Source organism: Cupriavidus sp. CP313, from assembly GCF_054072015.1.
The window spans coordinates 261309-287150 of the sequence record NZ_JBSVZB010000005.1; the positions used below are offsets into that span (position 1 = coordinate 261309).

The 25842-nt window shown below is 67.4% G+C and carries 25 protein-coding genes; 22 read left to right on the plus strand and 3 right to left on the minus strand.

From position 1 onward, the window contains the following. The 11 genes from ACW4E8_RS09845 to ACW4E8_RS09895 all read left to right on the plus strand — a co-directional run bounded on the left by ACW4E8_RS09845 (nucleotide 1) and on the right by ACW4E8_RS09895 (nucleotide 11551). On the plus strand, nucleotides 1-3843 hold the full coding sequence (locus ACW4E8_RS09845) for a pilus assembly protein (RefSeq protein WP_456804319.1): 3843 nt from the start codon (nucleotides 1-3) through the stop codon (nucleotides 3841-3843). Then, nucleotides 3840-4295: a type IV pilin protein gene (locus ACW4E8_RS09850; RefSeq protein WP_456804320.1), complete on the plus strand. Its 456-nt coding sequence runs from the start codon at nucleotides 3840-3842 to the stop codon at nucleotides 4293-4295. The genes ACW4E8_RS09845 and ACW4E8_RS09850 overlap by 4 nt, the downstream gene beginning before the upstream one ends. Continuing rightward, nucleotides 4295-4828 (plus strand): GspH/FimT family pseudopilin, encoded by a 534-nt coding sequence (locus tag ACW4E8_RS09855; protein WP_456804321.1) that lies wholly within the window; start codon nucleotides 4295-4297, stop codon nucleotides 4826-4828. The genes ACW4E8_RS09850 and ACW4E8_RS09855 overlap by 1 nt, the downstream gene beginning before the upstream one ends. Before the next feature lie 128 nt (nucleotides 4829-4956). Continuing rightward, on the plus strand, nucleotides 4957-5349 hold the full coding sequence (locus ACW4E8_RS09860; protein WP_456804322.1) for a type IV pilus modification PilV family protein: 393 nt from the start codon (nucleotides 4957-4959) through the stop codon (nucleotides 5347-5349). Beyond that, entirely contained in the window at nucleotides 5346-6260 is a 915-nt protein-coding gene (locus ACW4E8_RS09865) for a PilW family protein (protein WP_456804323.1), read from the plus strand. The genes ACW4E8_RS09860 and ACW4E8_RS09865 overlap by 4 nt, the downstream gene beginning before the upstream one ends. After that, nucleotides 6254-6844, plus strand: coding sequence for a pilus assembly protein (locus ACW4E8_RS09870; RefSeq protein ID WP_456804324.1), 591 nt, complete (start codon nucleotides 6254-6256; stop codon nucleotides 6842-6844). The genes ACW4E8_RS09865 and ACW4E8_RS09870 overlap by 7 nt, the downstream gene beginning before the upstream one ends. Then, nucleotides 6841-8691, plus strand: a complete 1851-nt coding sequence (locus tag ACW4E8_RS09875) for a pilus assembly protein PilY (RefSeq protein ID WP_456804325.1) — start codon at nucleotides 6841-6843, stop codon at nucleotides 8689-8691. The genes ACW4E8_RS09870 and ACW4E8_RS09875 overlap by 4 nt, the downstream gene beginning before the upstream one ends. Beyond that, nucleotides 8688-9146, plus strand: a complete 459-nt coding sequence (locus ACW4E8_RS09880) for a type IV pilin protein (protein ID WP_456804326.1) — start codon at nucleotides 8688-8690, stop codon at nucleotides 9144-9146. Before ACW4E8_RS09875 ends, ACW4E8_RS09880 begins: the two co-directional genes overlap by 4 nt. A gap of 7 nt (nucleotides 9147-9153) precedes the next feature. Then, nucleotides 9154-9702 carry a GspH/FimT family pseudopilin gene (locus ACW4E8_RS09885; RefSeq protein WP_456804327.1) on the plus strand — a complete coding sequence of 183 codons (549 nt, stop codon included), beginning with the start codon at nucleotides 9154-9156 and terminating at the stop codon, nucleotides 9700-9702. Nucleotides 9703-9754: 52 nt separating this feature from the next. After that, a complete protein-coding gene (gene ribD, locus ACW4E8_RS09890) occupies nucleotides 9755-10870 on the plus strand; it encodes a bifunctional diaminohydroxyphosphoribosylaminopyrimidine deaminase/5-amino-6-(5-phosphoribosylamino)uracil reductase RibD (protein ID WP_456804328.1) in 1116 nt (371 codons plus the stop codon). Nucleotides 10871-10930: 60 nt separating this feature from the next. Beyond that, nucleotides 10931-11551 carry a riboflavin synthase gene (locus ACW4E8_RS09895; protein ID WP_010813757.1) on the plus strand — a complete coding sequence of 207 codons (621 nt, stop codon included), beginning with the start codon at nucleotides 10931-10933 and terminating at the stop codon, nucleotides 11549-11551. A gap of 9 nt (nucleotides 11552-11560) precedes the next feature. On the opposite strand, the gene ACW4E8_RS09900 is transcribed toward ACW4E8_RS09895, so the two are convergent. Further along, nucleotides 11561-11803: a hypothetical protein gene (locus ACW4E8_RS09900; protein ID WP_456804329.1), complete on the minus strand. Its 243-nt coding sequence runs from the start codon at nucleotides 11801-11803 to the stop codon at nucleotides 11561-11563. A gap of 467 nt (nucleotides 11804-12270) precedes the next feature. Here ACW4E8_RS09900 and ACW4E8_RS09905 point away from each other — a divergent pair, with 467 nt between their 5' ends. The 7 genes from ACW4E8_RS09905 (at nucleotide 12271) to ACW4E8_RS09935 (ending at nucleotide 17233) form a co-directional block, all read left to right on the plus strand. Next, the gene (locus ACW4E8_RS09905) at nucleotides 12271-12567 is read left to right on the plus strand and encodes a hypothetical protein (protein WP_456804330.1); all 297 of its coding nucleotides are present in this window, start codon (nucleotides 12271-12273) and stop codon (nucleotides 12565-12567) included. 13 nt (nucleotides 12568-12580) lie between these two features. Then, entirely contained in the window at nucleotides 12581-13174 is a 594-nt protein-coding gene (locus ACW4E8_RS09910) for a hypothetical protein (protein WP_456804331.1), read from the plus strand. After that, nucleotides 13171-13416, plus strand: coding sequence for a hypothetical protein (locus tag ACW4E8_RS09915; protein WP_456804332.1), 246 nt, complete (start codon nucleotides 13171-13173; stop codon nucleotides 13414-13416). The genes ACW4E8_RS09910 and ACW4E8_RS09915 overlap by 4 nt, the downstream gene beginning before the upstream one ends. Before the next feature lie 295 nt (nucleotides 13417-13711). Continuing rightward, nucleotides 13712-14821, plus strand: a complete 1110-nt coding sequence (ribBA, locus tag ACW4E8_RS09920; RefSeq protein WP_456804333.1) for a bifunctional 3,4-dihydroxy-2-butanone-4-phosphate synthase/GTP cyclohydrolase II — start codon at nucleotides 13712-13714, stop codon at nucleotides 14819-14821. A gap of 72 nt (nucleotides 14822-14893) precedes the next feature. Beyond that, the gene (gene ribH / locus ACW4E8_RS09925; protein WP_456804334.1) at nucleotides 14894-15394 is read left to right on the plus strand and encodes a 6,7-dimethyl-8-ribityllumazine synthase; all 501 of its coding nucleotides are present in this window, start codon (nucleotides 14894-14896) and stop codon (nucleotides 15392-15394) included. Further along, nucleotides 15387-15905, plus strand: a complete 519-nt coding sequence (gene nusB, locus ACW4E8_RS09930; RefSeq protein WP_456804335.1) for a transcription antitermination factor NusB — start codon at nucleotides 15387-15389, stop codon at nucleotides 15903-15905. Before ribH ends, nusB begins: the two co-directional genes overlap by 8 nt. A gap of 146 nt (nucleotides 15906-16051) precedes the next feature. Then, entirely contained in the window at nucleotides 16052-17233 is a 1182-nt protein-coding gene (locus tag ACW4E8_RS09935) for a pyridoxal phosphate-dependent aminotransferase (protein WP_456804336.1), read from the plus strand. 74 nt (nucleotides 17234-17307) lie between these two features. Here the strand turns inward: ACW4E8_RS09935 and ACW4E8_RS09940 are convergent, their stop codons facing one another. After that, nucleotides 17308-18363 carry a transglycosylase SLT domain-containing protein gene (locus ACW4E8_RS09940; RefSeq protein WP_456804337.1) on the minus strand — a complete coding sequence of 352 codons (1056 nt, stop codon included), beginning with the start codon at nucleotides 18361-18363 and terminating at the stop codon, nucleotides 17308-17310. A 649-nt stretch (nucleotides 18364-19012) separates the two neighbouring features. Here ACW4E8_RS09940 and ubiD point away from each other — a divergent pair. After that, a complete protein-coding gene (ubiD, locus tag ACW4E8_RS09945) occupies nucleotides 19013-20542 on the plus strand; it encodes a 4-hydroxy-3-polyprenylbenzoate decarboxylase (protein WP_456804338.1) in 1530 nt (509 codons plus the stop codon). A gap of 130 nt (nucleotides 20543-20672) precedes the next feature. Beyond that, nucleotides 20673-22697, plus strand: coding sequence for an acetoacetate--CoA ligase (locus ACW4E8_RS09950; RefSeq protein WP_456804339.1), 2025 nt, complete (start codon nucleotides 20673-20675; stop codon nucleotides 22695-22697). 33 nt (nucleotides 22698-22730) lie between these two features. Here the strand turns inward: ACW4E8_RS09950 and ACW4E8_RS09955 are convergent, their stop codons facing one another. Further along, the gene (locus ACW4E8_RS09955) at nucleotides 22731-23384 is read right to left on the minus strand and encodes a glutathione S-transferase family protein (RefSeq protein ID WP_316151070.1); all 654 of its coding nucleotides are present in this window, start codon (nucleotides 23382-23384) and stop codon (nucleotides 22731-22733) included. Nucleotides 23385-23637: 253 nt separating this feature from the next. On the opposite strand from ACW4E8_RS09955, the gene ACW4E8_RS09960 reads away from it, so the two are divergent. Continuing rightward, nucleotides 23638-24852, plus strand: coding sequence for a polyhydroxyalkanoate depolymerase (locus ACW4E8_RS09960; RefSeq protein ID WP_456804340.1), 1215 nt, complete (start codon nucleotides 23638-23640; stop codon nucleotides 24850-24852). Nucleotides 24853-24931: 79 nt separating this feature from the next. After that, entirely contained in the window at nucleotides 24932-25834 is a 903-nt protein-coding gene (locus ACW4E8_RS09965; protein ID WP_456804341.1) for an aldose epimerase family protein, read from the plus strand. The last annotated feature ends 8 nt before the right edge of the window (nucleotides 25835-25842 follow it).

Consider the following 25842-nt stretch of genomic DNA (forward strand, 5'->3'; position numbering starts at 1 on the left):
ATGAGCCGCATCCAGACATTCCTGTTCGCGGCAATGGCTGCGGTTCTCAGCCTGGCCGCTGGCCCGTTGCTTGCCGCAACAGAACAGAACAGCCTTGCGACAGTCAAGATCGCACAGGCGCCGCTGTACGGCCGCAATCAGAATATCCATCCCAACCTGCTGCTGACGCTCTCAGTAGAGTTCCCTACGGTTGGGGCAGCCTATCGCTCCGGTACGTATTCGCCGACCACCGAATACATTGGCTACTTCAATCCGCTCAAGTGCTACAACTACAGCGGAGGCAGCAGCAATGGCTATTTTGTCATTGCTGGCGACGCCAACACGGCCGATCACACATGCGCGGGCCAGTTCAGCGGCAACTTCATGAACTGGGCCACGGCCTCAGCCATCGATATGCTGCGATACGCGCTGACCGGGGGCGACCGCGTCGTTGACACCACCACGCAGACCATCCTGCAACGTGCCGTGCTGCAGGACAGTTTTTTCAACAGCAACTCTTACTTCCCCCGCAAGACTTACGACAAGGCGTCCTCGGTCACGCCTTTCAGCAGCAGGACCCTGTACATCACTTCATGTGGCAACAAGGTGTTCTTTGGGGACAGCACTGAGTCCGGCGCCAGTTGCGCGAGCCCCGGCAAATACAAGAACCAGGGCACCTACCTGGTACGGGTGCAAGTCTGCGATGCAAGTGAAGCCAAGTCCCGCACCGATCTCTGCAAGCTGTATCGCACCGGGTACAAGCCGGCTGGCGAAATGCAGCGCAATGCCGACAAGGTCCGCTTTGGCGCGTTTGGCTATCTGAACGACAGTGCCAATACCCGTTATGGCGGTGTCTTGCGGGCGCCCTTGAAGTATGTGGGGCCAAACACCGTCGACAGCAATTTCAATCAAGCCAACAACCTGCGCCGGGAATGGGATGACGACGGCGTATTCATCCAGAACCCCGAGAGCGCGTCAGAGAACATCAGCGGTGTCATCAATTACCTGAATCAGTTCGGGCGTTCCGGCGCCTATAAGTCATTGGATCCCGTCGGCGAACTCTACTACGAGAGCATCCGCTACCTGCAAGGCCGACAACCAACGCCCGAAGCCATCGACAACGCCAGCACCTACAAGGATGGATTTCCGGTCTACACGCAATGGACAGACCCCATCCTTGCCAGCTGCCAGAAGAACTACGTCCTTGCCATTGCCGATATCAATACGCACTGGGACCGATACATCCCTGGCAACACCAGGACGACCTACCTCTCCGGTGGCAAGCAGGTCTCTGCCAACGACTCGGCAAGGCCGGCAGACGCGATATCGAAATACAGCAAGTACAGCTTCGATGTCACCACCTGGACGCAGGCGGTGGCCGATCTTGAGGGTTCGGGAACATCCGGCAACAGCCGCCCCGACACCTCGCTCGCGAACCTGGCTGGCGCCGACACTGGCTCCAGCGGCCACGGTACCTACTATATGGCCGGCGTCGCATATTGGGCCCATACCTACGGCTTCCGCCCGGATATGCCGGAATTGCGCGTCACAACGTTCAGCATCGACGTCAATGAGAACGGGAACGGCAGCGTGGGCGACGAACAGCGCCGCAGCCAGATGTACCTGGCGGCAAAATATGGCGGCTTTGACGACCAGAACGGTGATGGCAATCCGTTCCGCACCAAGGGGGCTAGCGGCACCACAGTCACCAGCAATGCCGAATGGGAATCGTCGGGCGGATCCAATGTCCCCGCCAACTGGTTCCTGGCCGGGCAGCCGGCCGCCATGATCGCTTCCATCAAGAAGGTCTTCGCGCAAATCGTCAACGCGGCAGGCACTTTGTCTGGCGTGGCACTGACCTCATCCCAGGTGGCGAGCGACACCCTCTTGTTCACCCCCGGATTCGACCAGCGATGGAACGGGCGCCTGTCGGCACTGGCGGTGACCAATGATCCCAACACCGGCGTTCAGATCTCCAATGCCGAAACCTGGGAGGCCGGCAAGGTGCTGACTGCCCGCACCGCTGCCCGCAATCTGCTGACCTGGGTCCCGTCGGGCACCGCCGACAATTCAGGAACCGGCGCGGGTGCGGGCGCCACCTTCGAGTGGAAATCTCTCAACGCCGCGCAGAAGGCCGCACTGAAGATCGCGCCGACAGAGACCGACACCGTGGCCCAGAGCCGGCTCAGCTATCTGCGTGGCGAGCGCGGTCAGGAGCAAGCCACCGGCAGCACGGGGACCATGCGCTTGCGCGACTCACTGCTGGGCGACATCGTCAATTCCGGCCCCGTCTACATGGCGGCCCCGTCCGGCACTATCGCCGAAAGCGACTACACCGCGTTCTACAAGGCCCACAGCCAGCGTACTGCCGCCGTATACATCGGCGCCAACGATGGCATGCTCCACGCCTTCAATGCCGCCAATGGTTCTGAACTGTTTGCCTACGTGCCAAACGCAGTGTTCGCCAACCTGGCCCAGCTGACCTCGCCGAGCTATATCCATCGGCCTTACGTGGACGCCACGCCTGCCGTGGCGGAAGCCAGGGTGGGCAACGCCTGGCAGACCGTGCTGGTCTCTGGCATGGGTGGCGGCGCGCAAGGCCTCTTTGCGCTGAATGTCAGCGATCCTGCCAGCGTCGGAACCGGCAACGTATTGTGGGAGTTCACGGACAAGGATGATGCCGACATGGGCAACATCATGTCGCCGCCCCAGATCGTCAAGCTGTTTGCCGGCAAGGACTCCGACAACAAGCCTGTGTACAAGTGGTTTGCCATGACGGGCAACGGCCTGAATGCCAACGATGCGGATGGCGCGAGCAATCCGGCTGCGCCTTCGGTGCTGTTCATCGTGGCACTGGACAAGCCGGCCGGGACGCCGTGGCAACTGGGCGTCAATTACTGGAAGATCTCGATGGCAGCGGACGCCACCGCCAGCATTGCCAACGGGCTGAGCTCGCCAGCGCTGGTGCGGCTTACCGACGGGCAGACCGTCGCCGCCTACGCCGGCGACCTCCAGGGCCGCCTCTGGAAGTTCATCCTGAATGGCGGCCCATCCACCTGGAACGCTGCCGGGGCACTGCCCTACTACGGCGGCGGCAACTACGGACGGCCGCTTTTCCAGGCCCGCGATGCCAGCGGAAAACCGCAGCCGATCACCGTCCAGCCCAAATGGGTCTACGCGCCCGGAGGCTACATGGTGGTATTCGGCACCGGGAAGTACCTGGAGCCTGCTGACGCAATCACCACCGGCACGCTGACCCAGAACGCCATGTACGGCATCTACGATGCGGGAGGCTCCCAGTCGATCGCAGACCGCAGCATGCTGAACCCGGTCACCTTGACCCGCAACAGCAAAGGCGCCTACGAATATTCGTCACGCAGCTATAGCCTCGGCTCAAAGACTGGACAGAAGGCGGGGTGGTACTTTGATTTCCCGGGCAACGGAGAACGCCAGGTCACCGCGCTCGTGCCAGCTTACGGAAAGATCTGGTTCAACTCGCTGATGACCGGTGATGACCTTTGCGGCGCCTCCAGCAACAGCGGCCGCTATCAGATCAATGCGCTGACCGGCATGCCCGCCACGGGGACTTCGACCGGCGATCTCTCCACCTTCGGCATCCTGGGTGCGCCGGTGCTGATCCAGACCAAGACCACGGTGGATCCACAACGCAATGCTGTCGGCCAGATCACTACGCTGAAGTTCATCGACGTGTTCTCGTTCGGCGCATCGGGTGGCGGCCGCAGCGGAGGCGCGTCGTTGTCCAGCAGGCCGCTTGTGTCCGGCAATACAGCCACCGACGGGGGGCATCCCGCCACGGGGCGCCTTGGCTGGCGCGAGATTCGCAATTTCGGAGCCGCAAAATGACGCTCTGCCACCGTGACTGGCGTCGCCACGCCAGCGGCTTCACGCTGATGGAGATGCTGATTGCCATCGCAATCCTTGGCATCCTCGCCGGCATTGCGTATCCCAACTACACCGAACATGTTGCCCGCGGGCGCCGCGCCGAAGCCAAGGCCGCATTGATGACCGCCATGCAGGCGCTGGAACGTCGCTATGCCCAGGCTAACTCATACGTAGACCCCGCCGACAGCACGCGCGCCTGGCGCGGCTTCCCGCAAGCCTCGGAAAGCGGCAACTACACGATCGCATCCGGCGCGTGCGCAGCCCTGGCATTCACCGAATGCGTGCAGGTCAGCGCCACGCCTGCCATCGCCGACAACCGGTGCGGCACGCTGCTGCTACGCAGCACCGGCGAGCGTGGCGTGCTGATCAACAATGTCACCGCCTTCGCGAACCTGCCCCAGGGATGCTGGTGATGCGCGATCAAGCCCCCCAACCTCAGACCGGGTTCACGCTGATCGAACTGCTGGTCACGCTGGTCGTGTTGGTCATCCTCGCCGGCATGGCGGCACCCGCCTACACATCCTTCATTCAGCGCAACACGCTTGCCACTGAAGCAGACGCGCTGGCTTCGTCGCTTTCCCTGGCACGGGCCAGTGCGCTATCGCGCAATAGCTGGGTCACCGTGGCGCCCGTCAGCAATGACTGGCAGAACGGCTGGACTGTCTGCCTGAACCCCAATCGAAACGCGGACTGCACTGGCCAAACCGTGCTGGCTCAGCATGTCCCCTCCGCCCAAGGACTGACCGTAGCGTTCTCCAGCACGCCGCAGTCGGCGGTCCTCTCCTACTCGCCTGTAGGCTATACACGCACGCTGGCAGATGCGATGCAGTCTGCCCAGGTGCTGATGGGACTGGGCACCGGCAACCAGAAACTCATCGATATCAGCCAGTTGGGCAGGGTCCGCGTATGCGCGCCCGTGCCGACACAAACCACGGTGTGTCAGTAAGCGAGGCTGCCTGGTAGCTGTTCCCAGGAAAACCGAAACAACATTCTGCAAATCCTTCACGCTTAGGCACGTATTCGCCTGCTCGCGACGGCTACTTTGGAGGTCCCTGCCAGTCCTGGTGACCGCCCATGCCGGATCTTCGCAAGCCAGCACATCAACCTGCCCGCCCGCACCGCAGACCGCGCTGCGCCAGCCGCCCGGCGGGATTCGCCCTGCACGAAACGCTGTGCGCGCTGATCGTCCTTGGTGCCGGGCTGCTGCCGATGATGGGGCTGGCGCCGAAGGCGCTGGCCCAGCTGCGCGAACTCGACGCGCTGGCCCAGGCCGCCCGCCTTGCCGTGGAGATAGCTGAGCTGAATGCTGCGCAGCCGGCACTGCAAAGCGGGCGACCAGACCTCTGGTCGAGCCGGTGCGGGAGCAACCCGGCGTTTCCGTGCTCGGAAAATTCGCCACTGATCATGGCAGGACGGCTTGGCGGGCAGGCCGGCATACCCGCGATCGCCTTGTGGGTGCAGCCATGAGGTGGGACGCATCCAAGGCGTTCTCGCTGGTCGAGTTGCTGGTCGGACTGATACTCGGCCTGATCGTCACTGCGGCAGCCGTTGCGGCATTCCATGCCACACGTACCGCCTATCTCACCGCCACCGACCGCATCCTGCTCGAAGAGCGGGGCCAGCGCGCCCTGACGATCATCGCCTCGCTGCTGCGCCAGTCCGGCTGGCCGGGCGAGCCCGTATCCGCCACCTCCTACCCGGCGCTGCCGGCCGTCAGCGGCGCCGACGACTGCGGCCAGCCTGCCATCGGTGCCGTGCCGTCCTGCGGCAGGGCTGGCGTCGGCCGCAGCGATGCGCTGCTGGTCCGCTTCAGCGGCAGCGCCCTGCCGGCTGCGCCGGCGCAGCCGGACGAAACCATGACCGACTGCAGCGGCTACGCCGTCGCCGCGCGCGTGGCCGGTGCTGACGCGCACAGTGGCTACGTCGCAGCCAACCTGATCTATGTCGCGGCGGGCAGCGATGGCGTGCCGCAACTGCTGTGCCGCTATCCGGCGCGCCGCGGTGGCGTGATCGACGGCATTGGCTGGACCTCCGGCGCGCTGGTCCGCGGCGTTGAATCCCTGCAAGTTCGCTACGGCCTGGATACGGACCGCGACGGCCGCGCCGACCGCTTCGAGACGGCATCCGCGATCCACTCGCTGGGTGAATCCGCCTGGCATCGCGTGGTGGCCGTGCAGATTGCCATTGCCGTGCGCGGCGACCGCCCGGGTTCGGCGGCGGCAAACCCGGGCAAAGGCGCCGACCCGTTGCCAACGCCCGCCACCGCCGTCGGCGATCTGACGCCGGCGCCGCCGTCGCAGGCCGGCACCGCCCGCCGCGTCTTCGCCACCACGGTGCGGCTGCGCAATGCGCCACGCTGCCAGGAGACGCTGTGCTAGCCCGCCGCAATGCAGGCGCCGCCACGCTGCTGATCTGCGCCACGATGCTGCTGCTGGTGGTGCTGATCGCTGCCGGCACATTGCACATGCTGCTGTCCGCGCGGCAACTTGCCGTGATGCAGCTCGAACGCGAGATCGCATTCCGGGCCGCCGAAGTCGCGTTGCTTGATGCCGAGTCGGACCTGCTTGCGGCGGCCACATCGCAAGACATGATGGACCGGCTCGGCATTTGGCCGGCACCGGGACACTGCGGCAGCGGCCAACAGGCTGGCGTGTGCCGGCCTGCGGTGACGGGCCCGCCCGTGTGGCAGCCCTGGCTGCTGGCCGACACCAGCGCGGACGCCGTCGGCGTGCCATTCGGCCGCTTCACCGGTGCGACGCTGCCGGTGCTGCCCGCGGGTGCCGCCGGCACGCGCGAACTGCCGCGGTATGTCGCCGAGATCCTGGAAGAGGCACCGTCCGGCTACAGCGCTGCAGACGCCCCTTCCGCCACCACGCCGGCACCCCGGATCCGGATCACGGCCATCGGCTTCGGCCGCAGCCGCGCCATACGTGCCGTGGTACAGAGCGTGCTCCAGCCATGAGTCGCTTCGCTGCCGTTGCCCTCGCCTGCCTGGCCATCGCCATTGCACCAGCGTCTGCCGCCACCGAATCCGAAGCAGGCCGGCTGCCCCTGGCTTACCGGACCACGGCGGGCGCCTATCCGTGGACCGGGCGCTTGTTCGCTGTCGGCTGGCAAGGATCGGCACCTGTGCTGTCGCCTTATCTATGGGAAGCCGGCGCGAGCCTCGACCATCGGTCTGTTGGATCGCGTCGCATATTCACGTCGTCAGCGCCGCCGCAGCGCGTCATCGCGCTGCAATGGGATGCCATCGATGCCGCCTTCCGGAATACGGATAGCGCGGACATGCTGAGCCGCCTTGACAGCGCTCAGCTCGAATGGCTGCGCGGCGACCGCACCCAGTCAGGCCTGCGCCAGCGCGATACGCGACTCGGCAATGCCGCAGGCGCCCGCGTGCGGGTGGTGGCGCCTCCGGCCTGGGCGCCTGGCAAACCCGGGCACACCGGCTTTCGCGCGCGCTACAGCCTGCGCCCGCACGTCGTCTGGCTTGGCACCAACGATGGCTTGCTGCACGGATTCGATGCCGTGACCGGCGAGGAGCGCGCCGCCTTCCTGCCCGGCGTGCTGTTGCCCTATGCCGCCGCGATATCGGCCACCGACGCGCCACTGCTGCCCTCGCCCTGCCCGCGCCCTGAAGCGCAGGACGTGACGATCCATGGCGAGTGGCGCACGGTCTTGCTGTGCGGCATCCCTGGCAGCGCCAGGACCGGCAACCCCGCGGCGGCATTCGCGCTCGACATCTCGGATCCCGACGGTCCGATGCCCTTTGCATTGCTGTGGGAGATCGCCGCCACGGACACATTGTCACTGTCTGCACGCGGCCCGGTGCGTGCCGCCGGCCTCCCTGGCCAGGACGGATTGCGCTGGTACGCAGTCGTGACGCTGGTTGCCGCGACCCATGACAAGTCGGGGGCAGCCCGTTCCGGCCTTGCACTGCTGCCATTGGACAAGCCCGCCGGGGCAGCATGGGCCGGGCAGTATGCCGTCCGCACATTGCCATTGCCGGATCGCGACTGCCTGGGCCGACCGGCAACCGGCAATCTTGTGGCGGTCAGCGTGCTGTCCGACATGACAGGCACGGCACGCGCTGCCTATGCGACAGACGATGCCGGCCAGCTATGGCGCTTCCCGCTCGCCGACGCGCCACAGCCGGGCGGTGCGCCTGCCGTGTCATGCCTCCACCGGATGCAGACGCTGGCGCAACCGCTCATGCCTGAAGCGCCCGTGCTGCTCGGATCGCCGACTGCGCCGGTCGTGGTCTATGGCGCGGGCAACGAACTTGCAGCGGTGCCCGACCTGTCGTCCTCGCGCGGCGCCACGGCGGTCCCGTTGGTGCAAGTCGCGGCGCAGGCCGGAGATGGCGGGCACATCCTGCGCGCGCAGCCTGCCGGCGCCGACGATGCAGGCTGGCATCTGACCCTGCCCCATGCCGGCGAACAGGTGGTGGAGGTCCAGCCGGTCTTCCCCGGCTATCTGCTGTTCGTGACGCGCACGCCCGATGGCGCGCAACGCAGCTACCTGGTGCTGGCGGCGACCGGGGAATCGGTCACCCAGAGCGGCACCGGCGAACGCCTGCACGTGGCCACCGGCCAGTTGCTGCCTCCAGGGGCCAGCGTGTTCGTGACCGCTGCCGAATTGGCCGCCGCACCGGCGCAGCCGGGCCGCACCGCGCGCCAGGCTTACGAGTTGTCGCTCTGGGCCGTCGATGGCAACACGGTCACGCGGGTGTCGCAAACCATGGCCAGCCGGCGCACCGGGCGCCTGCGCTGGCGCGAGATCGTCGGACCGGCACGAGAGGATTTGCCATGATTACCGCGGCGTCTGCCTCCCGGCCCCGGGTCGGGTTCAGCCTGGTCGAGCTTGCGGTTGCGCTGGCAGTCCTCGCCGTCCTCGCGGCCATCGCCGTGCCCGCGTGGCACGGCTACCTGATGCGGGGATGGCGGGCGCAGGCCCGTACCGCGCTGACCGAGGGAATGCTGCAACTGGAGCGCCACGCCGTCGGCGCCATGACGTTTGCCGCCGAACCCGGTGGCGAAGTGGCCGCCGGGGAATGGCCACTTCCCGTACCGGCCACCGGCACCGTGCGTCATATCGTGTCAGCCGCGGCATGCCCGCAGGCCGGCCTGGATACCTGTGTTGAATTGCGTGCCATCCCGCAGCGGCCCGATCCGGAGTGCGGCGTGCTGATCCTGCGCAGCACCGGACAGTGGCTGGCGCTGCCCGAAGGTGAAGCCGTGCCACGGCCGCTTCCGTCCCATTGCTGAAGGCGTGATGAACAGCCACGCACCCCGCCGCCACCATGGCCTGACCCTGGCCGAGTTGCTCGCCGGCCTGGCCATCCTGGCACTGCTGGCGGCGGCATCCTATCCGGTGTTCAGCGGCCTGCTCGCCCGGCAACAGGTCACACTGGCGGCCGACCGGCTGGCGGCGTCGCTGGCGCTGGCGCGGGCCACCGCACTGGCGCGCCGCCTCGAGGTGACGCTACAGCCGCTGCCGGGCGAGGCGACGCTGGGCCCTGGCTGGCAACTGGTCACGGCAGACGGCGACCCGGACCGCCACGCGGTGCTGTCCGTGGTCGAACCGGGCATGCCCTGCCTGTCGGTGACGCTGCGCCAGACCGCCCGCGGCACGAATGTGCTGAAATTCCTGCCTGTGGGATACTCTCGATCTGAGCAGGGCGGTTTCCAGGCCGCCACTTTCACGCTCGGCTGCCGTGGCGAGCAGCGGCAAGTCAGGCTGGGCGCGCAGGGACGTATCCGACTCTGCACACCCGGCCGCGACGCTGACTGCGATGCGACGGAGTCCTCCGGACCACCATAACCCGGCAGCCCTGTATTCCAGATCGCTGCGCCAAGGCAAACGCAACCGCCGAATGTTTTCCGATACCGACCACGCCGCCATGCAACAGGCCCTTGCGCTCGCCGCGCGGGGCATGTTCATCACCACGCCCAACCCGCGCGTCGGCTGCGTGCTCGTCAAGGGTGGCCAGGTCATCGGCCAGGGGTTCACCCAGCCGGCCGGGCAGGACCATGCCGAGATCCAGGCGATGAAGGACGCGCTGGCGCGCGGGCTGGACCCGGCCGGCGCCACCGCCTATGTCACGCTGGAGCCGTGCAGCCATTTCGGGCGCACGCCGCCGTGCGCCGAGGCGCTGGTGCGCGCGGGCGTGGCGCGCGTGGTGGCGGCCATGGAAGACCCCAACCCCTCGGTGTCCGGGCGCGGCCTGCAGCGGTTGCGCGAGGCCGGCGTCGACGTGCGCTGCGGCCTGCTGGAAAAGGAAGCGCGCGACCTGAATATCGGCTTTGTCTCACGCATGACGCGCGGGCTGCCGTGGGTGCGCGTCAAGGTGGCGGCATCGATGGACGGCGGCACCGCGCTGCATGACGGCACCAGCCAGTGGATCACCGGCCAGGCCGCGCGCGACGACGGCCATGCCTGGCGCGCACGTGCGTGCGCGATCCTGACCGGCATCGGCACCGTGCGCGACGACAACCCCGCGCTGACGGTGCGGGCCATCGCCACGCCGCGCCAGCCGCAGCGGGTGCTGGTCGATTCGCGGCTGGAGGTCCCGCTGGACGCGCAGATCCTGACGCCGGACACCGGCGAGTTCGCCAAGCCGGTGCTGGTGTTCTGCGCGGTGGAAGACCGGCAACGCCAGCGCGCACTGGAAAGCCGTGGCGCCGAAGTCGTCGTCCTGCCCAACCCGCACGGCAAGGTCGAGTTGCGCCGCATGTTGGAAGAACTCGGCCGGCGCGGCATCAATGAGCTGCACGTGGAGGCCGGCTTCAAGCTCAACGGTTCGCTGGTGCGCGAGCATTGCGCCGACGAGCTGCTGATCTACCTCGCGCCCAAGCTGCTGGGCGATGCCCAGGGCATGTTCAACCTGCCGCCGCTGGCGCGGCTGCAGGACGCCGCGCAGTTCCGCTGGCATGAGATCCGGCAGATCGGCGACGACCTGCGGCTGATCGCCCGGCGCAACGACGCGTAGTGCGACACACACCGGCACCGCGTATCCAGATTCCAAATACCCAAAGCAGAAGACACCACCATGTTTACAGGCATTGTCGCGGCAGTCGGCCGCATTGATTCCGTAACCCCGCTGGGCGCCGCCGATGCCGGCGTGCGCTTGCATATCGCCGCGGGCGGGCTGGACCTGTCAGACGTCATCATCGGCGACAGCATCGCCATCCAGGGCGCCTGCATGACCGTGATCGCCATGGCGCCCGACAGTTTCGACGTCGAAGTCTCGCGCGAGTCGCTGGACAAGACCGTGGGGCTGGAGAGCACCGGCCGCGTCAACCTGGAAAAGGCACTGCGCCTGGCCGACCGCCTGGGCGGCCACCTGGTGTCCGGGCACGTCGACGGTCTGGGCGAAGTCGTGCACTTCGCGCCGGTGGGCGAATCGCATGAACTGCGCATCCGCGCCCCGCGCGAACTGGCACGCTACCTGGCCTACAAGGGCTCGGTCGTGGTGAACGGCGTGTCGCTGACCGTCAACCGCGTCAATGACGAAGCCGACGGCTGCGTGTTCTCGATCAACCTGATCCCTCACACCGTGGAAGTCACCACGTTGCAGGAACTCAAGCCGGGCGCGCGCGTGAACCTGGAGATCGACCTGATCGCCCGCTATGTGGAGCGGATGCTGTCGACCGCGCAGGCCCCCGCGTAATACCGCGGGCTACTTGCCCTCGTCGGGCACGTTATAGGCCTCGCGCAGCTGGTCGGTGAAGGGACGCAGCGCTTCCACGCAGGCGCTGCTGTTGCCGCCTTCCATCGTGGACAGGCTCCAGTTGCAGCCGCCAGCGTCCGGCGCGTGCCAGACCACATCGCCAAAGCAGGCGCCCTCGCAGGCGGCGAACTTCGACTGCTCGGCGCGTACCAGGGCACGCAGTTCGGCCTTGTTCTTGATCTGCCTCGACATGGTTGTCTCCCTTTGTTGTGCAAAGTCTGCGGGCGCGATCGGGCTGGCGCCCTGATTTGAAGTCCGAACCGCCGCCTGCCAGCGCGGCGGCATTCAGGGCGGGGCGTGCCCTTTTGTCCCGAGCATACGCTGACAACCCGCTCCTGTGGCAATTTGCTTGGGCCGACCACTCCCCGGCAGGGTCGCCACACGGCGCCTGGCAGCTTTGTTGTAAGTCAGCTGGTTCCTGCAGCGCCCGAGGCCTAGTATGGATAGGTAGCGCTTGCAGTCCATGTATGCCCACAGGCGCTCGCCACTCGTTCCCGGGCCTCCCCCCTCGACAACGTCTAGCACTGGTGACTGCTGAAGTCACTCACGGGGACCACCTGGACCTTCATGCACCCCTGCCCGCCGCGCCACGCGCTCGTCCGCGAGTTGGCGCTCCCGCCGTTGCTTTCAACTGCCGGCCGGATTGCTGCCCGGCACCCATGAAGGAAACCACCGTGCCCGATCCCACCGCCAGAATCCTGTATCAGCGACTTCCGGCCACGCGCCTGCTGCGTGACCGGCACCCCACTGCGCCGATGCGAGCGCGCCTGGGCTTTGTGCGCCTGGCAGCGACCCACCTGCACCGTGCCGCCACACTGCTGATCGACTGGGACCAGGCCGTGGGCAACGGATGGCCGCAGCTGCAGCCGCCGTCCTCACCCCTGGCGAAGACATTCCGGCGCCCCGGCGCCCGGCGTTTCGCAGGCTTTCCGTGGTCCAGCGGCAAATGGACCTGACACTAAGCGAGGCATGACCATGCGCACCCTGCTGTATTTCCGGCTGACCGACATTGCCGCGGCAAGGCGCGCGCACGCGCAGCTTGGCGAGCTGGCCGCGACTCCCGCACGCATCGACGGGCCATGGTTCTTCCAGCGCGACGACCAGCCGGCCGAAGGCCTGCCCGCGCCCCACGCGGCGCAGATCACCTATAGCAATGAAGTCGGGGCGGCCGGCCTGGTCGCCGGCGCACTGCTAGTGGCCTGGATCGTGTTCCGCTACGGCACGCCGGACAACGCGGCCGCGGGCTTCATGGCCTACCTCGGCGGCATGGCGCTTGGCGCCGTGATCGGCCGGTGGCTGGGCAGCGTGATCGGTGCCGGGATCATGCGTGCCGGCCTGAGGCGGCAGAAGCGGCAAATGGCGGCAGGCCAGCTGATGATGATCTGCGCGTGCGACCCGCACGCAAAGGGGCGGCTCTGCGAAATCGCCCAGGATGCCGGCGCCGCCGCCATCAACCCACAGGATGGCCGGCAGCCCCTGCGCGGCTGGCTGACGGACCGCCACTGGCCCGCATGGCTTTCAGGCCATGGCCAGCGCGCTGTCCCACACAGGAAACAAGCATGAGCGAGAGTTTTTTCTATCAGCATTGCCACGTCGTCGTGACACTGGCCGAGGTCACCTTCGGCAAGTGGGAATGGACCTATGCGCTCGACGCGCATGCCAGGTTCACCAAACCCAACGCCGGCTTCCTCACGCGCGAGCTCGCGCTGGCTGACGCGACCCGCGCGGCCAGGGCGCGCATCGCCAGGACTTTGCGGCTGCGCACCGCAGGCCACGACGGCACACCGCTGGCCGCCGCCGCATAGGCCCCGGCCGAGCCCGGCGCCGGCGCCCTGCCGGCAACGGGGCGGCCCATGCAGCACCGCCCTCCCCACCCGCTTCAGGCAGGCGCCGTACTTTCCGGTGCCGTCGCCTCACGCGTTGCCTGCCTTGGCGTACAATACCCGGCTTGACTGGGCAACCTGCCGGGCGTATATGGCCTGGCCGGCCCGGCCCGACGCCCCGCCTCAGTCCGGCCGCTTCCAACCGCGGCCATGGTTCCTGCCCCAGCTATTCGCCGGTTTTTCGCTCGATTCGCCCCAATTTGCCGTTCAGCACGCCATGACAATCGCCCGTACCGAAGACATCATTGCCGACATCCGCGCCGGCCGCATGGTCATCCTCGTCGATGAGGAAGACCGCGAGAATGAAGGCGACCTGGTGCTGGCTGCCGATTTCGTCACACCAGAGGCGATCAACTTCATGGCCAAGCACGGCCGCGGGCTGATCTGCCTGACCCTGACCGCCGAGCGCTGCCGCCAGCTGGACCTGCACCCGATGGTCAGCCGCAACGGCACCCAGCACGGCACCAACTTCACCGTGTCGATCGAGGCCGCCGAGGGCGTGACCACCGGCATTTCCGCCGCCGACCGCTCCCGCACCGTGCAGGCCGCCGTCGCCCGCGACGCCAAACCGACCGACCTGGTCCAGCCCGGCCATATCTTCCCGCTGACGGCCCAGCCCGGCGGCGTGCTGATCCGCGCCGGCCATACCGAGGCCGGCTGCGACCTGGGCGCGCTGGCAGGCCTGACGCCGGCGGCCGTGATCTGCGAGATCATGAAGGACGACGGCACCATGGCGCGACTGCCGGACCTGATCGAGTTCGCGCAGGAACATGACCTGAAGATCGGTACCATTGCCGACCTGATCCACTACCGCAGCCGCACCGAGAGCATTATCGAGCGTGTGGGCGAGCGCGCCATGCAGACCCCCTACGGCACCTTCCGCAGCATCGCCTACCGCGACAAGCCCACCGGCCAGGCGCACCTGGCGCTGGTCAAGGGTTCGCCCGCGCCGGACCAGGAAACGCTGGTGCGCGTGCACGAGCCCTTCTCGGTGCTGGACCTGCTGGAAGTGAAGCGCACCACGCACTCATGGAGCATCCCCGCCGCGCTGGAAGCCATTGCCGGCGCCGATCATGGCGTGGTGGTGCTGCTGAACTGCGGCGACTCGGCCGACCAGCTGTTCACGCAGTTCAGCGCGCTGGACGCGCCGCAGTCGCGCCCGCGCCGCAAGCCGGACCTGCGCACCTACGGCATGGGCGCGCAGATCCTGAAGGACGTAGGGGTGGGCAGGATGCGCGTGCTGGCGTCGCCGCAGCGCATGCCCAGCATGACCGGCTACGACCTCGAAGTCACCGGCTACCAACCCATGAACGGCCAGGCCGACTGAGCCTGCGCCACCCGGACACCCCGGCAGCGCGCACCAGCGCCGTTGCCGCCCCGAAAACTGGAGAACTGAACAATGGATCACGGCTTCTACCCCAGCAACCTCGACGGTGAAGGCCTGCGTATCGGCATCGTGCAGGCCCGCTTCAACGAGCCGGTCTGCGCCGAGCTGCTCGAAGCCTGCGTGGCCGAGCTGGACAAGCTCGGCGTTGAGGGCGAAGACACCCTGGTGGTGACCGTCCCCGGCGCGCTGGAAATCCCCCTGGCGCTGCAGAAGATGTGCGAGAGCGGCCAGTTCGACGCCCTGGTCGCCCTGGGCGCCGTGGTGCGCGGCGAGACCTACCACTTCGAGCTGGTCTCGAACGAGTCGGGCGCCGGCATCACCCGCGTCGGCCTGGACTTCAATGTGCCGATCGCCAATGGCATCCTGACCGTGGATACCGACGAGCAGGCCCACGCCCGCACCCGCGAGAAGGGCCGCGACTGCGCCCGCGCCGCGGTGGAGATGGCCAACCTGGTCGTCGCGCTCGATTCGCTGCGTGGCCAGGACGATGAAGACGAGGACGACGATGAGTGATACGTCGAACACCCCCGACAACGACGGCGGCAAGGCAGCCGGCGGCAAGCCCGCCGCGGCCCGCACCGAGGCCAAGGCACCGCCCAAGAGCGCGCGCCGCCGCTCGCGCGAGCTGGCGCTGCAGGGCCTGTACCAGTGGCTGCTGAACCGCAACGACATCGGCGCGATCGAGGCCCACCTGCATGATGCGCAAGGCTTCAACAAGGCCGACCGCGAGCACTTCGACGCGCTGCTCAACGGCGCGGTGCGCGAAGAAGCCCGCCTGACCGCTGCGTTCGAGCCCTTCCTGGACCGCACCGTGAACGAGCTTTCTCCGGTGGAGCGTGCCGCCCTGCTGGTCGGCAGCTACGAGCTGGTGCACTGCCTCGACATCCCGTACAAGGTCGTGATCAACGAAGCCGTCGAGCTGACCAAGACCTTTGGCGGCGTCGAGGGCTACAAGTACGTCAACGGCGTGCTGGACAAGCTTGCCGCCCAGGTGCGCGCGGCCGAGGTCGCGGCGCGCCGCTGAGTTGCCAGCTGAGCCGCCCGCGGGCCGGCCCACGCCATCACGGCTGGCTTGCGCCGGCAGTGATGAAGACGACACCCGCCCCGGCGGGTGTTTTCATTCCTACCTACCCTCTTGCTGAACGGGCCCCAGGCCCGTCCCGGATCACCATGGACATGCAGCGCCTAGCCACCGCCTCCCGCCTCGCCAATATCGACGCCTTCCACGTGATGGAGCTGGCCAAGCAGGCCGCCGCGCTGGAGCGCGCCGGCCGCCATATCGTGCACATGGGCATCGGCGAGCCGGACTTCACCGCCGCCGAGCCGGTGGTGCGCGCGGCCGAAGCCGCCATGCGCCGCGGCGTCACCCAGTACACCGGCGCGCTCGGCATCCAGCCGCTGCGCGAGGCCATCGCCGGCTATTACAAGACGGCCTACGGGCTGGATATCCCAGCCCGGCGCGTGATCGTCACGGCCGGCGCCTCGGGCGCGCTGCTGCTGGCCTGCGCGGTGCTGGTCGAGATCGGCGCCGAGGTGCTGATGCCCGACCCCAGCTACCCGTGCAACCGGCACTTCGTCGCCGCCTTCGACGGCGCCGCGCGCATGATCCCGAGCGGCCCGGCCGAGCGCTTCCAGCTGACCGCCGCGCAGGTCGAGGCCAACTGGGGCGAGCAAACCCGCGGCGTGCTGCTGGCATCGCCCTCCAACCCCACCGGCACCTCGATCCTGCCCGACGAACTCGCCCGCATCCTGCAGGCCGTGCGCGCGCGCAACGGCTTTGCCATCCTCGACGAGATCTACCAGGGCCTGTCCTATGACGCCCCGCCGGTCTCGGCACTGAGCCTGGACGAGAACGTGGTCACGGTGAACAGCTTCTCCAAGTACTTCAACATGACGGGCTGGCGCCTGGGCTGGCTGGTGGTGCCGGAGGCGCTGTTGGAAGCCTTCGAGAAGGTCGCGCAGAACCTGTTCATCTGCGCGTCGGCGGTGGCGCAGTACGCCGCGCTGGCCTGCTTCACCCCCGAGGCCCTGGCGATCTACGACGAACGCAAGGCCGAGTTCCGCCGCCGCCGCGACCTGATCGTGCCAGCGCTGGAGTCCCTTGGCCTGCGCGTGCCGGTGCGCCCGGACGGCGCCTTCTATGTCTACGCCGACTGCCGCGGCGTCAACCACCCCGCCGCCGGCGATGCCGACAGGCTGACGCAGGCAATGCTGCACGATGCGGGCGTGGTCATGGTGCCGGGGCAGGATTTCGGCCCGCATACAGCGAAGGACTACATCCGGATCTCGTACGCGACCTCACGCGAGAACATCGAGGAGGCGATGGCGCGCCTCGGCAAGCTGTTCCGCTGACCGGCCTCTCCCGCGGCTGAAGCAGGCAAAAGAAAAGCACCCCGCGGGGTGCTTTTCTGATTGGCGATCCGCCCTCAGGCGTTGTGCGGACCGTTGTTCGCTTCCAGCTTCTCGGTCGGAGCGCGCTCGGCCGGGGCCTTGACCTCGACCGGCTTGTCGGCATTGGCAGGCGCGCTGCGTACGCCGAGCAGCTGGCGCAGGCGGGCGCGCTCGGCCAGCACCTTGGCGCCGTAGCCGCCATCGGTGGCCGTGGTGGCACCGACGTAGTACTTCAGGCCGCCTTCGATCGAGCCAGCGCGGGCGATGCAGTCCTTGAGCACCAGCGCGCCGATCTTGATATTGGCGTACGGGTTCAGCGCCGCGGCAACGCCGCCGACGGCCTCGTACTTGTCCTGGTGGACCTTGGTCATGACCTGCATCAGGCCCTGCGCACCCACGCCGCTTTCAGCGTACGGGTTGAAGCTGGACTCGATCGCGATCACGCCCAGGATCAGCAGCGGGTCGATACCGACCTCGCGGCCGGTCAGGTAGGCCGCCTTCACCAGCTGCGCGGTGGCCTGGGCCGCCACGCGGTACTTGCGCGCAATGTAATCAGCCACGGCCGCCTGCTCGCGCGCAGTGCCCAGCGTGCTGGTGCTGCGGGCATCCATCGCCACGCGCGTCACCGGGATCTGCGCGGCCAGGTGCGCGACCGACGGCACCTTGCCGGCAGCCGCCAGGCTCCATTCGTCCACGCCCGACACGGTCGGCAGGCCGCCCTTGCCAAAGGCAAGCTTGGCTGCAGCGACGTCCGCCGAATGCGGCGGCACGGCAGTGCTGGCCACGGCAGGTGCGGCCGGCATGGCGGCGCCAACCAGCACCGCGGGTGCTTCGTCGCCAGCCAGCAGCACGGCCAGCGTGGTGCGCCATTCCTGGCTCAGCGACAGCGAGATCGCCGAAACGACCGCCACCACGCCAAGACTGTTCAGCGCGTACTTCAGCGTTGTGCGGCCACCGCGCAACGCGCGGCCCGCGACCGGATGCGCGAGACGGACTTGCAATGCCCGTCTCACTCCGGGTACCGGCTGTCGGAGGCGGACCTGCAAGGCCCGCCCGATGCCGGGAAGATGAAGGGTTTTCCAACCGCTCATGCTTACCTCCATCCGTTGCCCGCTTCGCGCGCCCGACTGCGGCACGCGCCCGATCTCAACGTACTCAAGTAAGGATGCCGCGCCGTCTAGCAGTGACGACCAAGCATCTGTTGGCAGGCGCTCCCCGTGCGCCCAACTGGAAACAGGCTACGCTCTGGGGGAGCGCACCCTGCCACGACTAAACTCACTACGCTCCGGCAAGTCGCCGGAGGCGACCGGTCGGCCCGCTATGCATTCGGGCCCGACCATCGGTCCTTGCTGGAGGGATTTTCCGGCACATTTTCTTTATGTGCACCCCTTGACACAGGGGGAAAATCCATGTTGCGACGCAACACTCCATTGAGCAAGACCGGATTGTAGGAACGGTGTTATATCTCGTCAAGAATAATAACTTCTATTTCTACTACTTTTAGTTATTTGTAACAATGGTTGCCATGTCGACATCGGATCACCCGATTGCCCGCAAACGCAGGCCTGGCCTTGGCTGGTCGCTCGGAAAAGTACGCTGTCAGCGACAAAAAACTTACAATTTGCGCGGCTTGGCTTTGATGATTATTTTGCCGCAGCGCCGGTGAATGTGTATCGTCACCGACTTGGACGCCGCCTTGCGGACGCTTTCCCCCGGCCCCGCATCACAACAGAATTCACTATGCAATACAAAGACTTGCGCGATTTCATCGGCCAACTTGAAGGCATGGGCGAGCTGCGGCGCATCGCCCGGCCGGTCGCGCCCAACCTGGAAATGACCGAAGTCTGCGACCGGCTGCTGCGCGCTGGAGGCCCCGCGGTCCTTTTTGAGAAACCTTCCGGAGCCAGCACCGATGGAGGTATCTATAGCGTCCCCGTACTGGCCAATCTGTTCGGTACGACACACAGAGTCGCACTTGGCATGGGCGCCGAATCGATGGAAGACCTGCGCGACATCGGCCGGGTCTTGTCAGCACTGAAGGAACCGGAGCCGCCGCGCGGCCTGCGCGAGGCCGGCAAGCTGTTCACGCTGGCCAAATCTGTGTGGGATATGGCACCAAAGCGCGTCAGCAGCCCGGCCTGCCAGGAGGTGGTCTGGGAAGGCAACGACGTCGACCTGGCGCGCCTGCCGATCCAGACCTGCTGGCCCGGCGACGCCGCGCCGCTGATCACCTGGGGCCTGGTGGTGACCAAGGGCCCGCACAAGAAGCGCCAGAACCTGGGCATCTACCGCCAGCAGGTGATCGGCCGCAACCAGGTCATCATGCGCTGGCTGGCGCACCGCGGCGGCGCGCTCGACTTCCGCGAGCATGCGCTGGCCAACCCGGGCAAGCCGTTCCCGATCGCAGTGGCGCTGGGCGCCGACCCCGCCACCATCCTGGGCGCGGTGACGCCGGTGCCCGATACGCTGTCCGAGTACCAGTTTGCCGGCCTGCTGCGCGGCAGCCGCACGGCGCTGGCCGGCTGCCTCACGCCGACGCTGTCCGAGCTGAGCGTGCCGGCCTCTGCCGAAATCGTGCTGGAAGGCCATATCCAGCCCGACCCGAACCACCCCTCCGGCTACCAGCATGCGCTGGAAGGCCCGTTCGGCGACCACACCGGCTACTACAACGAGCAGGACTGGTTCCCGGTGTTCACCATCGACCGCATCACCATGCGGCGCGACCCGATCTACCACTCCACCTACACCGGCAAGCCGCCCGACGAACCGGCGGTGCTGGGCGTGGCGCTGAACGAGGTGTTCGTGCCGCTGCTGCAGAAGCAGTTCCCGGAGATCACCGACTTCTACCTGCCGCCCGAAGGCTGCAGCTACCGCATGGCGCTGGTGCGCATGAAGAAGCAGTACGCCGGCCATGCCAAGCGCGTGATGTTCGGCGTGTGGAGCTTTCTGCGGCAGTTCATGTATACGAAGTTCATCGTGGTGGTCGATGACGATGTCGACGTGCGCGACTGGAAGGAAGTGATCTGGGCCATCACGACCCGGGTCGATCCCAGCCGCGATACGGTACTGGTCGACAACACCCCGATCGATTACCTGGACTTCGCCTCGCCGGTGTCGGGCCTGGGCTCCAAGATGGGCATCGACGCCACCGACAAGTGGCCGGGCGAGACCACGCGGGAATGGGGCACGCCGATCTCCATGGATGCGGCCGTCAAGGCAAAGGTCGACACCATGTGGGAAACGCTGTTCGAGCGCCCCGCCAACCGCTGATGAGCCGCTGACGGGCAACCGGCCCCGTCCCCCGTTATCATCTCAGGCTGATGCCGGGTGTCGCCACAGGCGCACCGGAACGACCATCGCACCAACCCATGCCCGCGACAGACGGGCCCAAGGAGGAGACATGACGACCGCCGCCCCGCTCACCGAAGGCAACCTGATGTGGACGCCTTCCGAGGCGTTCCGCGACAGCAGCCAGGTCAAGCACTTCATGCACTGGCTGCGGGCCGAGCGCGGCCTGGCCTTTGACGACTACGACAGCCTCTGGCAGTGGTCGGTCACCGAGCTGGAAGCCTTCTGGGACGCCGTGCGCGCCTATTTCGACGTGCGCTTCGACACGCCCGCCACGCAGGTGCTGGACCGCCGCACCATGCCGGGCGCGCGCTGGTTCGAGGGTGCCACGCTGAACTACGTGCAGCAGGTATTCCGCCACGCCGGTACGGGCAGCGCCCGCCAGCGCACCGCGATCCGCCATGCCGGCGAGGCGCAGCCGCTGGCCGATGTCAGCTGGGACACGCTGCAGGCCCAGGTGGCGTCTTTGGCGCATGCGCTGCGCCAGATGGGCGTGCAGCGCGGCGACCGCGTTGCCGGCTACCTGCCCAACATCCCCGCCACCATCGTCGCCTTCCTGGCCACGGCCAGCCTGGGCGCGGTCTGGTCTGGCTGCGCGCCGGACATGGGCCAGGTGGCAGTGATCGACCGCTTCCGCCAGATCGGGCCCAAGGTGCTGATCGCTGTCGACGGCTACCGCTATGGCGGCAAGGTCTACGACCGCGCCCCGGTGCTTGCCGACCTGGTCGCCGCCCTGCCCTCGCTGACCGACCTGGTGCTGGTGCCGCAGATCGGCAGCCCCGCAGCGCCGCCCACCGGCGTGCGCGCGCAAGCCTGGCAGGACGTGCTGGCGCACGACGTGCCGCTGGCGATCGAGCCGGTGCCGTTCGACCATCCGCTCTGGATCGTCTATTCGTCCGGCACCACCGGCATGCCCAAGCCGATCGTGCATGGCCATGGCGGCATCGTCATCGAGCAGCTCAAGCTGATGGCCTTCCATAACAACCTGGGCCCGGACGATGTCTTCCACTGGTACAGCAGCAGCGGCTGGATCATGTGGAACGCGCAGGTGGCCGGGCTGCTGCTGGGCACCACCATCGCGCTCTACGACGGCAACCCGGCCTGGCCCGACGCGGGCGTGCTGTGGCGCTTTGTCGACGATGCCGGCGTGACGCTGTTCGGCGCCGGTGCGGCCTTCTTCACCAACTGCATGAAGGCCGGCATCGAACCGGCACGCATCGCCGACGTGTCGCGCCTGCGCGGGCTCGGCTCGACCGGCTCGCCGCTGCCGGTGGAGGCCTACGACTGGATCTACCGTCATGTGCGCGAAGACATCTGGCTGGTGCCGATGTCGGGCGGCACCGACTTTGCCGGCTCATTCGTCGCCGGCTGTCCGCTGCTGCCGGTCTATTCCGGCGAGATGCAATGCCGCTGCCTGGGCGCCAAGGTGGAGGCCTTCGACGACAACGGCCAGCCGCTGCTCGACGCGGTGGGCGAACTGGTCTGCACCGAGCCGATGCCGTCGATGCCGCTCTACCTGTGGGGCGACGCCGACGGCAAGCGCTACCGCGACAGCTATTTCGACACCTATCCCGGCGTCTGGCGGCATGGCGACTGGATCAGAATCACAAAACGCGGCGGCGCAGTGATCTACGGGCGCTCGGACGCCACCATCAACCGCCACGGCATCCGCATGGGCACCAGCGAGCTGTACCGCGTGGTGGAAGACCTGCCGGAAGTGCTCGACAGCATGGTGGTCGACCTGGAATACCTGGGCCGCGAGTCCTATATGCCGCTGTTCGTGGTGCTGCGCGAAGGCCTGGTGCTGGATGATGCGCTGCGCGACACCCTGCGCGCGCGCATCCGCGAAGCGCTGTCCTCGCGCCACGTGCCCAACGAGATCGTGCAGGCACCCGGCGTGCCGCGCACGCTGTCGGGCAAGAAGATGGAAGTGCCGATCAAGAAGCTGCTGCTCGGCCATGCGCCGCAGGGCATCGCCAACCGCGATGCGATGGCCAACCCGGACACGCTCGACTGGTACTTCGACTACGCCGAGCGCTTCCTGAAGGCACGGCAGGCCGACTCCGCCACGGCGTAGCGCCGGCGGCCGCGGCGGTTGCCAGCGAGGGCATCAGAACTCCACATCCAGTTCGCTGATTTCGTCGGGTTCCTCGCGCGCCGCCGCGATCCACTCCTGCAGTTCCGGCATCGACAGGATCTGCTTGCAGTAGGCAACCGGCACGGGATCGAGCATCACGCCATAGGTGACAAAGCGCGTCACCACCGGCGCGTACATGGCGTCGGCCATGGTGCGCGTGCCAAACAGGTACGGCCCGCCGTAGCGTGTCAGGCATTCGGTCCAGATCGCCGTGATGCGATCGATGTCTGCCTGCGCACGCGACCACACCTTCATCCCGGGGAAATGACCCTTCAGGTTCATCGGCAGCGCCGAACGCATCGCGGCAAACCCGGAATGCATCTCGCCGCAGATGGCGCGGCAGTGGGCACGCGCGGCGCGGTCTTCCGGCAGCAGGCCGGCCTTGGGGCGGATTTCGTTCAGGTATTCGGCGATCGCCAGTGTGTCCCACACCGTCACGCCGTGGTGGCGCAGGCACGGCACCAGGATCGACGGGGACAGCAGCAGGATTTCCGCACGCGCCGCGGCGTCGTCCGGCGGCACCAGCACTTCTTCGAATTCCAGGCCGGCAAAGCGCGCCAGCAGCCAGCCGCGCAGCGACCATGAGGAATAGGTCTTGCTGCTGATGGTGAGTGTGGTCTTGGACATCGCGCCTCCTTTACTGCTTGTTGCCGCTCGTGGCCGCGCACCTATACAGTGCATCCGGCAGGCACCAGTCTGAAGCCGCTGCGCGCAATGCGCCGCGAAGCGGCGCGACGCCCATGCGCCAGGCGCATGCCTCGCTACTTGCGCGGCATCGTCCGCCCCGCTCACCGCACAAAGCGCAAGGCGCGTGCCAGGCCTAAACTGATGGCATACATATTGCGGCTTGCAAGAACCAGAATAGCGGGGGGGCCGAGCCATGCTGTACCACGCCTACCAGATCTACGCGGACATGATACTGCCGGCCTGCACGCTGGCAGAGCTGGCTGCCGCGACGCTGGCGGCGAATCCCAGGTCCGGCGGTTTCGACGCCGTGCACCGCCTGCGCGCCGCCTGCGAGCTCATCGCACTGGTGCGGCTCACGCACCACCGGCCGGCCTTCGGCATCGACCACGCAACCGTCGGCGGCCAGCCGGTGCCGGTCACCGAGGAAGTCGTCGCGCGCACGCCGTTCTGCTCGCTGCTGCACTTCCGCCGCCACGGCATCGTCGGCCAGCCGCGCGTGCTGCTGGTGGCGCCGATGTCCGGCCACTTCGCCACGCTGCTGCGCGGCACGGTCCAGACCATGCTGGCCGACCACGACGTCTATATCACCGACTGGCACAACCCCCGCGACATTCCGTTGCTGGCCGGGCGCTTCGGCTTCGATGAATTCGTGCAGCACCTGATCGGCTTCCTGCAGACGCTGGGCGGCGGCACGCATCTGGTGGCGATTTGCCAGCCTGCCGTGGCGGCGCTGGCGGCGGCGGCACTCATGGCCGAGGACGGGGACCCCGCCCAGCCGCCCAGCCTGACGCTGATGGCCGGCCCCATCGACGCGCGCGTCAACCCGACCAAGGTCAACGAGCTGGCCACCAGCCGGTCCCTCGACTGGTTCGAGCGCACGCTGATCGGCATGGTGCCGCTGCGCTTTGCCGGCGCGGCGCGGCGCGTCTACCCGGGCCACGTGCAGCTGCTGGCCTTCATGAGCATGAACCTGGAGCGGCACGAACAGGCGCTGCGCGAACTCTACGCGCTGCGCGAGCGCGGCGAGCACGACAAGGCCGACGCCATCCGCGACTTCTACATCGAGTACTTCGCCACCATGGACCTGACGGCGGAGTTCTACCTGGAAACCGTCAGCCTGATCTTCCAGCGCTTCCTGCTGGCGCAGGGCCTGCTCGACGTGGGCGGGCGCCGTGTCTGTACGCGCGCCATCCACCGCACCGCGCTGCTCACCGTCGAGGGCGAGCGCGACGACATCTGCGCGATCGGCCAGACCGTGGCCGCGCAGGAGCTGTGCACCGACCTGCCTCCCTACCTGCGCATGCATCACGTGCAGACCGGCGTCGGGCACTATGGGGTTTTCAACGGCAGGCGGTGGGAGACGCAGGTGTACCCGCTGGTGCGCAACACCATCTACACCACCAGCTGAGACCGCTGCCACCAGCGCACTGGCTTATCATGGCAGCTGCGCCGGGCGGCACGCGAACGGAGCGGCACCAACGATCAACATGCCATTGCTTCAGACACAAGACTTCCAGGGCCAGCCACTGGTCCGGGTCGGCGATGCCGACACGTTCCTGCTGCTCGCCCCGCAACACGGCGGGCGGCTGGTCCGCTGGGTGCACCGCGGACAGGACATCCTCTACTGGCCGGACGCTGCCGACTGGTCCCGGCCGGCCAAGGTCCGCGGCGGCAACCCGCTGCTGTTTCCGTTTATCGGCCGGCATTTTGCCGGGGGCAATCCCGGGCAGTGGCGCGACGGACAAGGGACGGTGCACACGCTGGCGCAGCACGGCTTTGCGCGCGACCTGCCCTTCGACGTCAGCGCCATCGACGCGCAAGCCGCGATCACGATGACGCTGCGCGACAGCGATGCAACGCGCGCCGGCTACCCCTTTGCATTCGTCTTCGACGCCATCTACCGCTTGCTGCCCGACGGCCTCGAAGTCACGCTGCGCACCACCAATACCGGCACGCAGCGCCTGCCCTGCTATCCCGGCCACCATTTCTATTTCGCGCTGCCGCACGCGCAACGTGCCGCCGCGTCGCTGGCCTTGCCGAGCACGGACCGCATGCGCCAGCGCCCCGATGGCAGCCCCGGGCCTGCAGAGCCGGGCGAGACGACTTACCAGCTGGACGATCCACGCCTGCAGGACACCTTCCACGTCTTCCGCGCCAGCCCGTCCGCCACGCTGGCGATGCCGGACCGCCGCGTCACGTTCGAACTCGACCTCGCCGGCACCGCGCCATGGCATGCCGTGACGACCTGGTCCGAAAACGAAACCTCTGACTTCTATTGCGTGGAACCGTGGGTAGGCCTGCCCGACGCAATCCACCACGGCCAGGGGCTGCGCTGGATCGAGCCGGGGCAAACGGAAAACGCGGTATGCCGGCTGCGGGTGGCTGGCTGAGTCAGTGC

Excerpts from the sequence above, each read along its gene's own strand:
- ribD (WP_456804328.1), top strand. The coding sequence starts at position 9,755 with ATGTTTTCCGATACCGACCACGCCGCCATGCAACAGGCCCTTGCGCTC.
- ACW4E8_RS09875 (WP_456804325.1), top strand. The coding sequence starts at position 6,841 with ATGAGTCGCTTCGCTGCCGTTGCCCTCGCCTGCCTGGCCATCGCCATT.
- nusB (WP_456804335.1), top strand. The coding sequence starts at position 15,387 with ATGAGTGATACGTCGAACACCCCCGACAACGACGGCGGCAAGGCAGCC.
- ubiD (WP_456804338.1), top strand. The coding sequence starts at position 19,013 with ATGCAATACAAAGACTTGCGCGATTTCATCGGCCAACTTGAAGGCATG.
- ribH (WP_456804334.1), top strand. The coding sequence starts at position 14,894 with ATGGATCACGGCTTCTACCCCAGCAACCTCGACGGTGAAGGCCTGCGT.
- ACW4E8_RS09895 (WP_010813757.1), top strand. The coding sequence starts at position 10,931 with ATGTTTACAGGCATTGTCGCGGCAGTCGGCCGCATTGATTCCGTAACC.
- ACW4E8_RS09860 (WP_456804322.1), top strand. The coding sequence starts at position 4,957 with ATGCCGGATCTTCGCAAGCCAGCACATCAACCTGCCCGCCCGCACCGC.
- ACW4E8_RS09910 (WP_456804331.1), top strand. The coding sequence starts at position 12,581 with ATGACCATGCGCACCCTGCTGTATTTCCGGCTGACCGACATTGCCGCG.
- ribBA (WP_456804333.1), top strand. The coding sequence starts at position 13,712 with ATGACAATCGCCCGTACCGAAGACATCATTGCCGACATCCGCGCCGGC.
- ACW4E8_RS09915 (WP_456804332.1), top strand. The coding sequence starts at position 13,171 with ATGAGCGAGAGTTTTTTCTATCAGCATTGCCACGTCGTCGTGACACTG.
- ACW4E8_RS09960 (WP_456804340.1), top strand. The coding sequence starts at position 23,638 with ATGCTGTACCACGCCTACCAGATCTACGCGGACATGATACTGCCGGCC.
- ACW4E8_RS09940 (WP_456804337.1), bottom strand. The coding sequence starts at position 18,363 with ATGAGCGGTTGGAAAACCCTTCATCTTCCCGGCATCGGGCGGGCCTTG.
- ACW4E8_RS09855 (WP_456804321.1), top strand. The coding sequence starts at position 4,295 with ATGCGCGATCAAGCCCCCCAACCTCAGACCGGGTTCACGCTGATCGAA.
- ACW4E8_RS09885 (WP_456804327.1), top strand. The coding sequence starts at position 9,154 with ATGAACAGCCACGCACCCCGCCGCCACCATGGCCTGACCCTGGCCGAG.
- ACW4E8_RS09900 (WP_456804329.1), bottom strand. The coding sequence starts at position 11,803 with ATGTCGAGGCAGATCAAGAACAAGGCCGAACTGCGTGCCCTGGTACGC.
- ACW4E8_RS09935 (WP_456804336.1), top strand. The coding sequence starts at position 16,052 with ATGGACATGCAGCGCCTAGCCACCGCCTCCCGCCTCGCCAATATCGAC.
- ACW4E8_RS09845 (WP_456804319.1), top strand. The coding sequence starts at position 1 with ATGAGCCGCATCCAGACATTCCTGTTCGCGGCAATGGCTGCGGTTCTC.
- ACW4E8_RS09865 (WP_456804323.1), top strand. The coding sequence starts at position 5,346 with ATGAGGTGGGACGCATCCAAGGCGTTCTCGCTGGTCGAGTTGCTGGTC.
- ACW4E8_RS09950 (WP_456804339.1), top strand. The coding sequence starts at position 20,673 with ATGACGACCGCCGCCCCGCTCACCGAAGGCAACCTGATGTGGACGCCT.
- ACW4E8_RS09850 (WP_456804320.1), top strand. The coding sequence starts at position 3,840 with ATGACGCTCTGCCACCGTGACTGGCGTCGCCACGCCAGCGGCTTCACG.
- ACW4E8_RS09880 (WP_456804326.1), top strand. The coding sequence starts at position 8,688 with ATGATTACCGCGGCGTCTGCCTCCCGGCCCCGGGTCGGGTTCAGCCTG.
- ACW4E8_RS09905 (WP_456804330.1), top strand. The coding sequence starts at position 12,271 with ATGAAGGAAACCACCGTGCCCGATCCCACCGCCAGAATCCTGTATCAG.
- ACW4E8_RS09955 (WP_316151070.1), bottom strand. The coding sequence starts at position 23,384 with ATGTCCAAGACCACACTCACCATCAGCAGCAAGACCTATTCCTCATGG.
- ACW4E8_RS09965 (WP_456804341.1), top strand. The coding sequence starts at position 24,932 with ATGCCATTGCTTCAGACACAAGACTTCCAGGGCCAGCCACTGGTCCGG.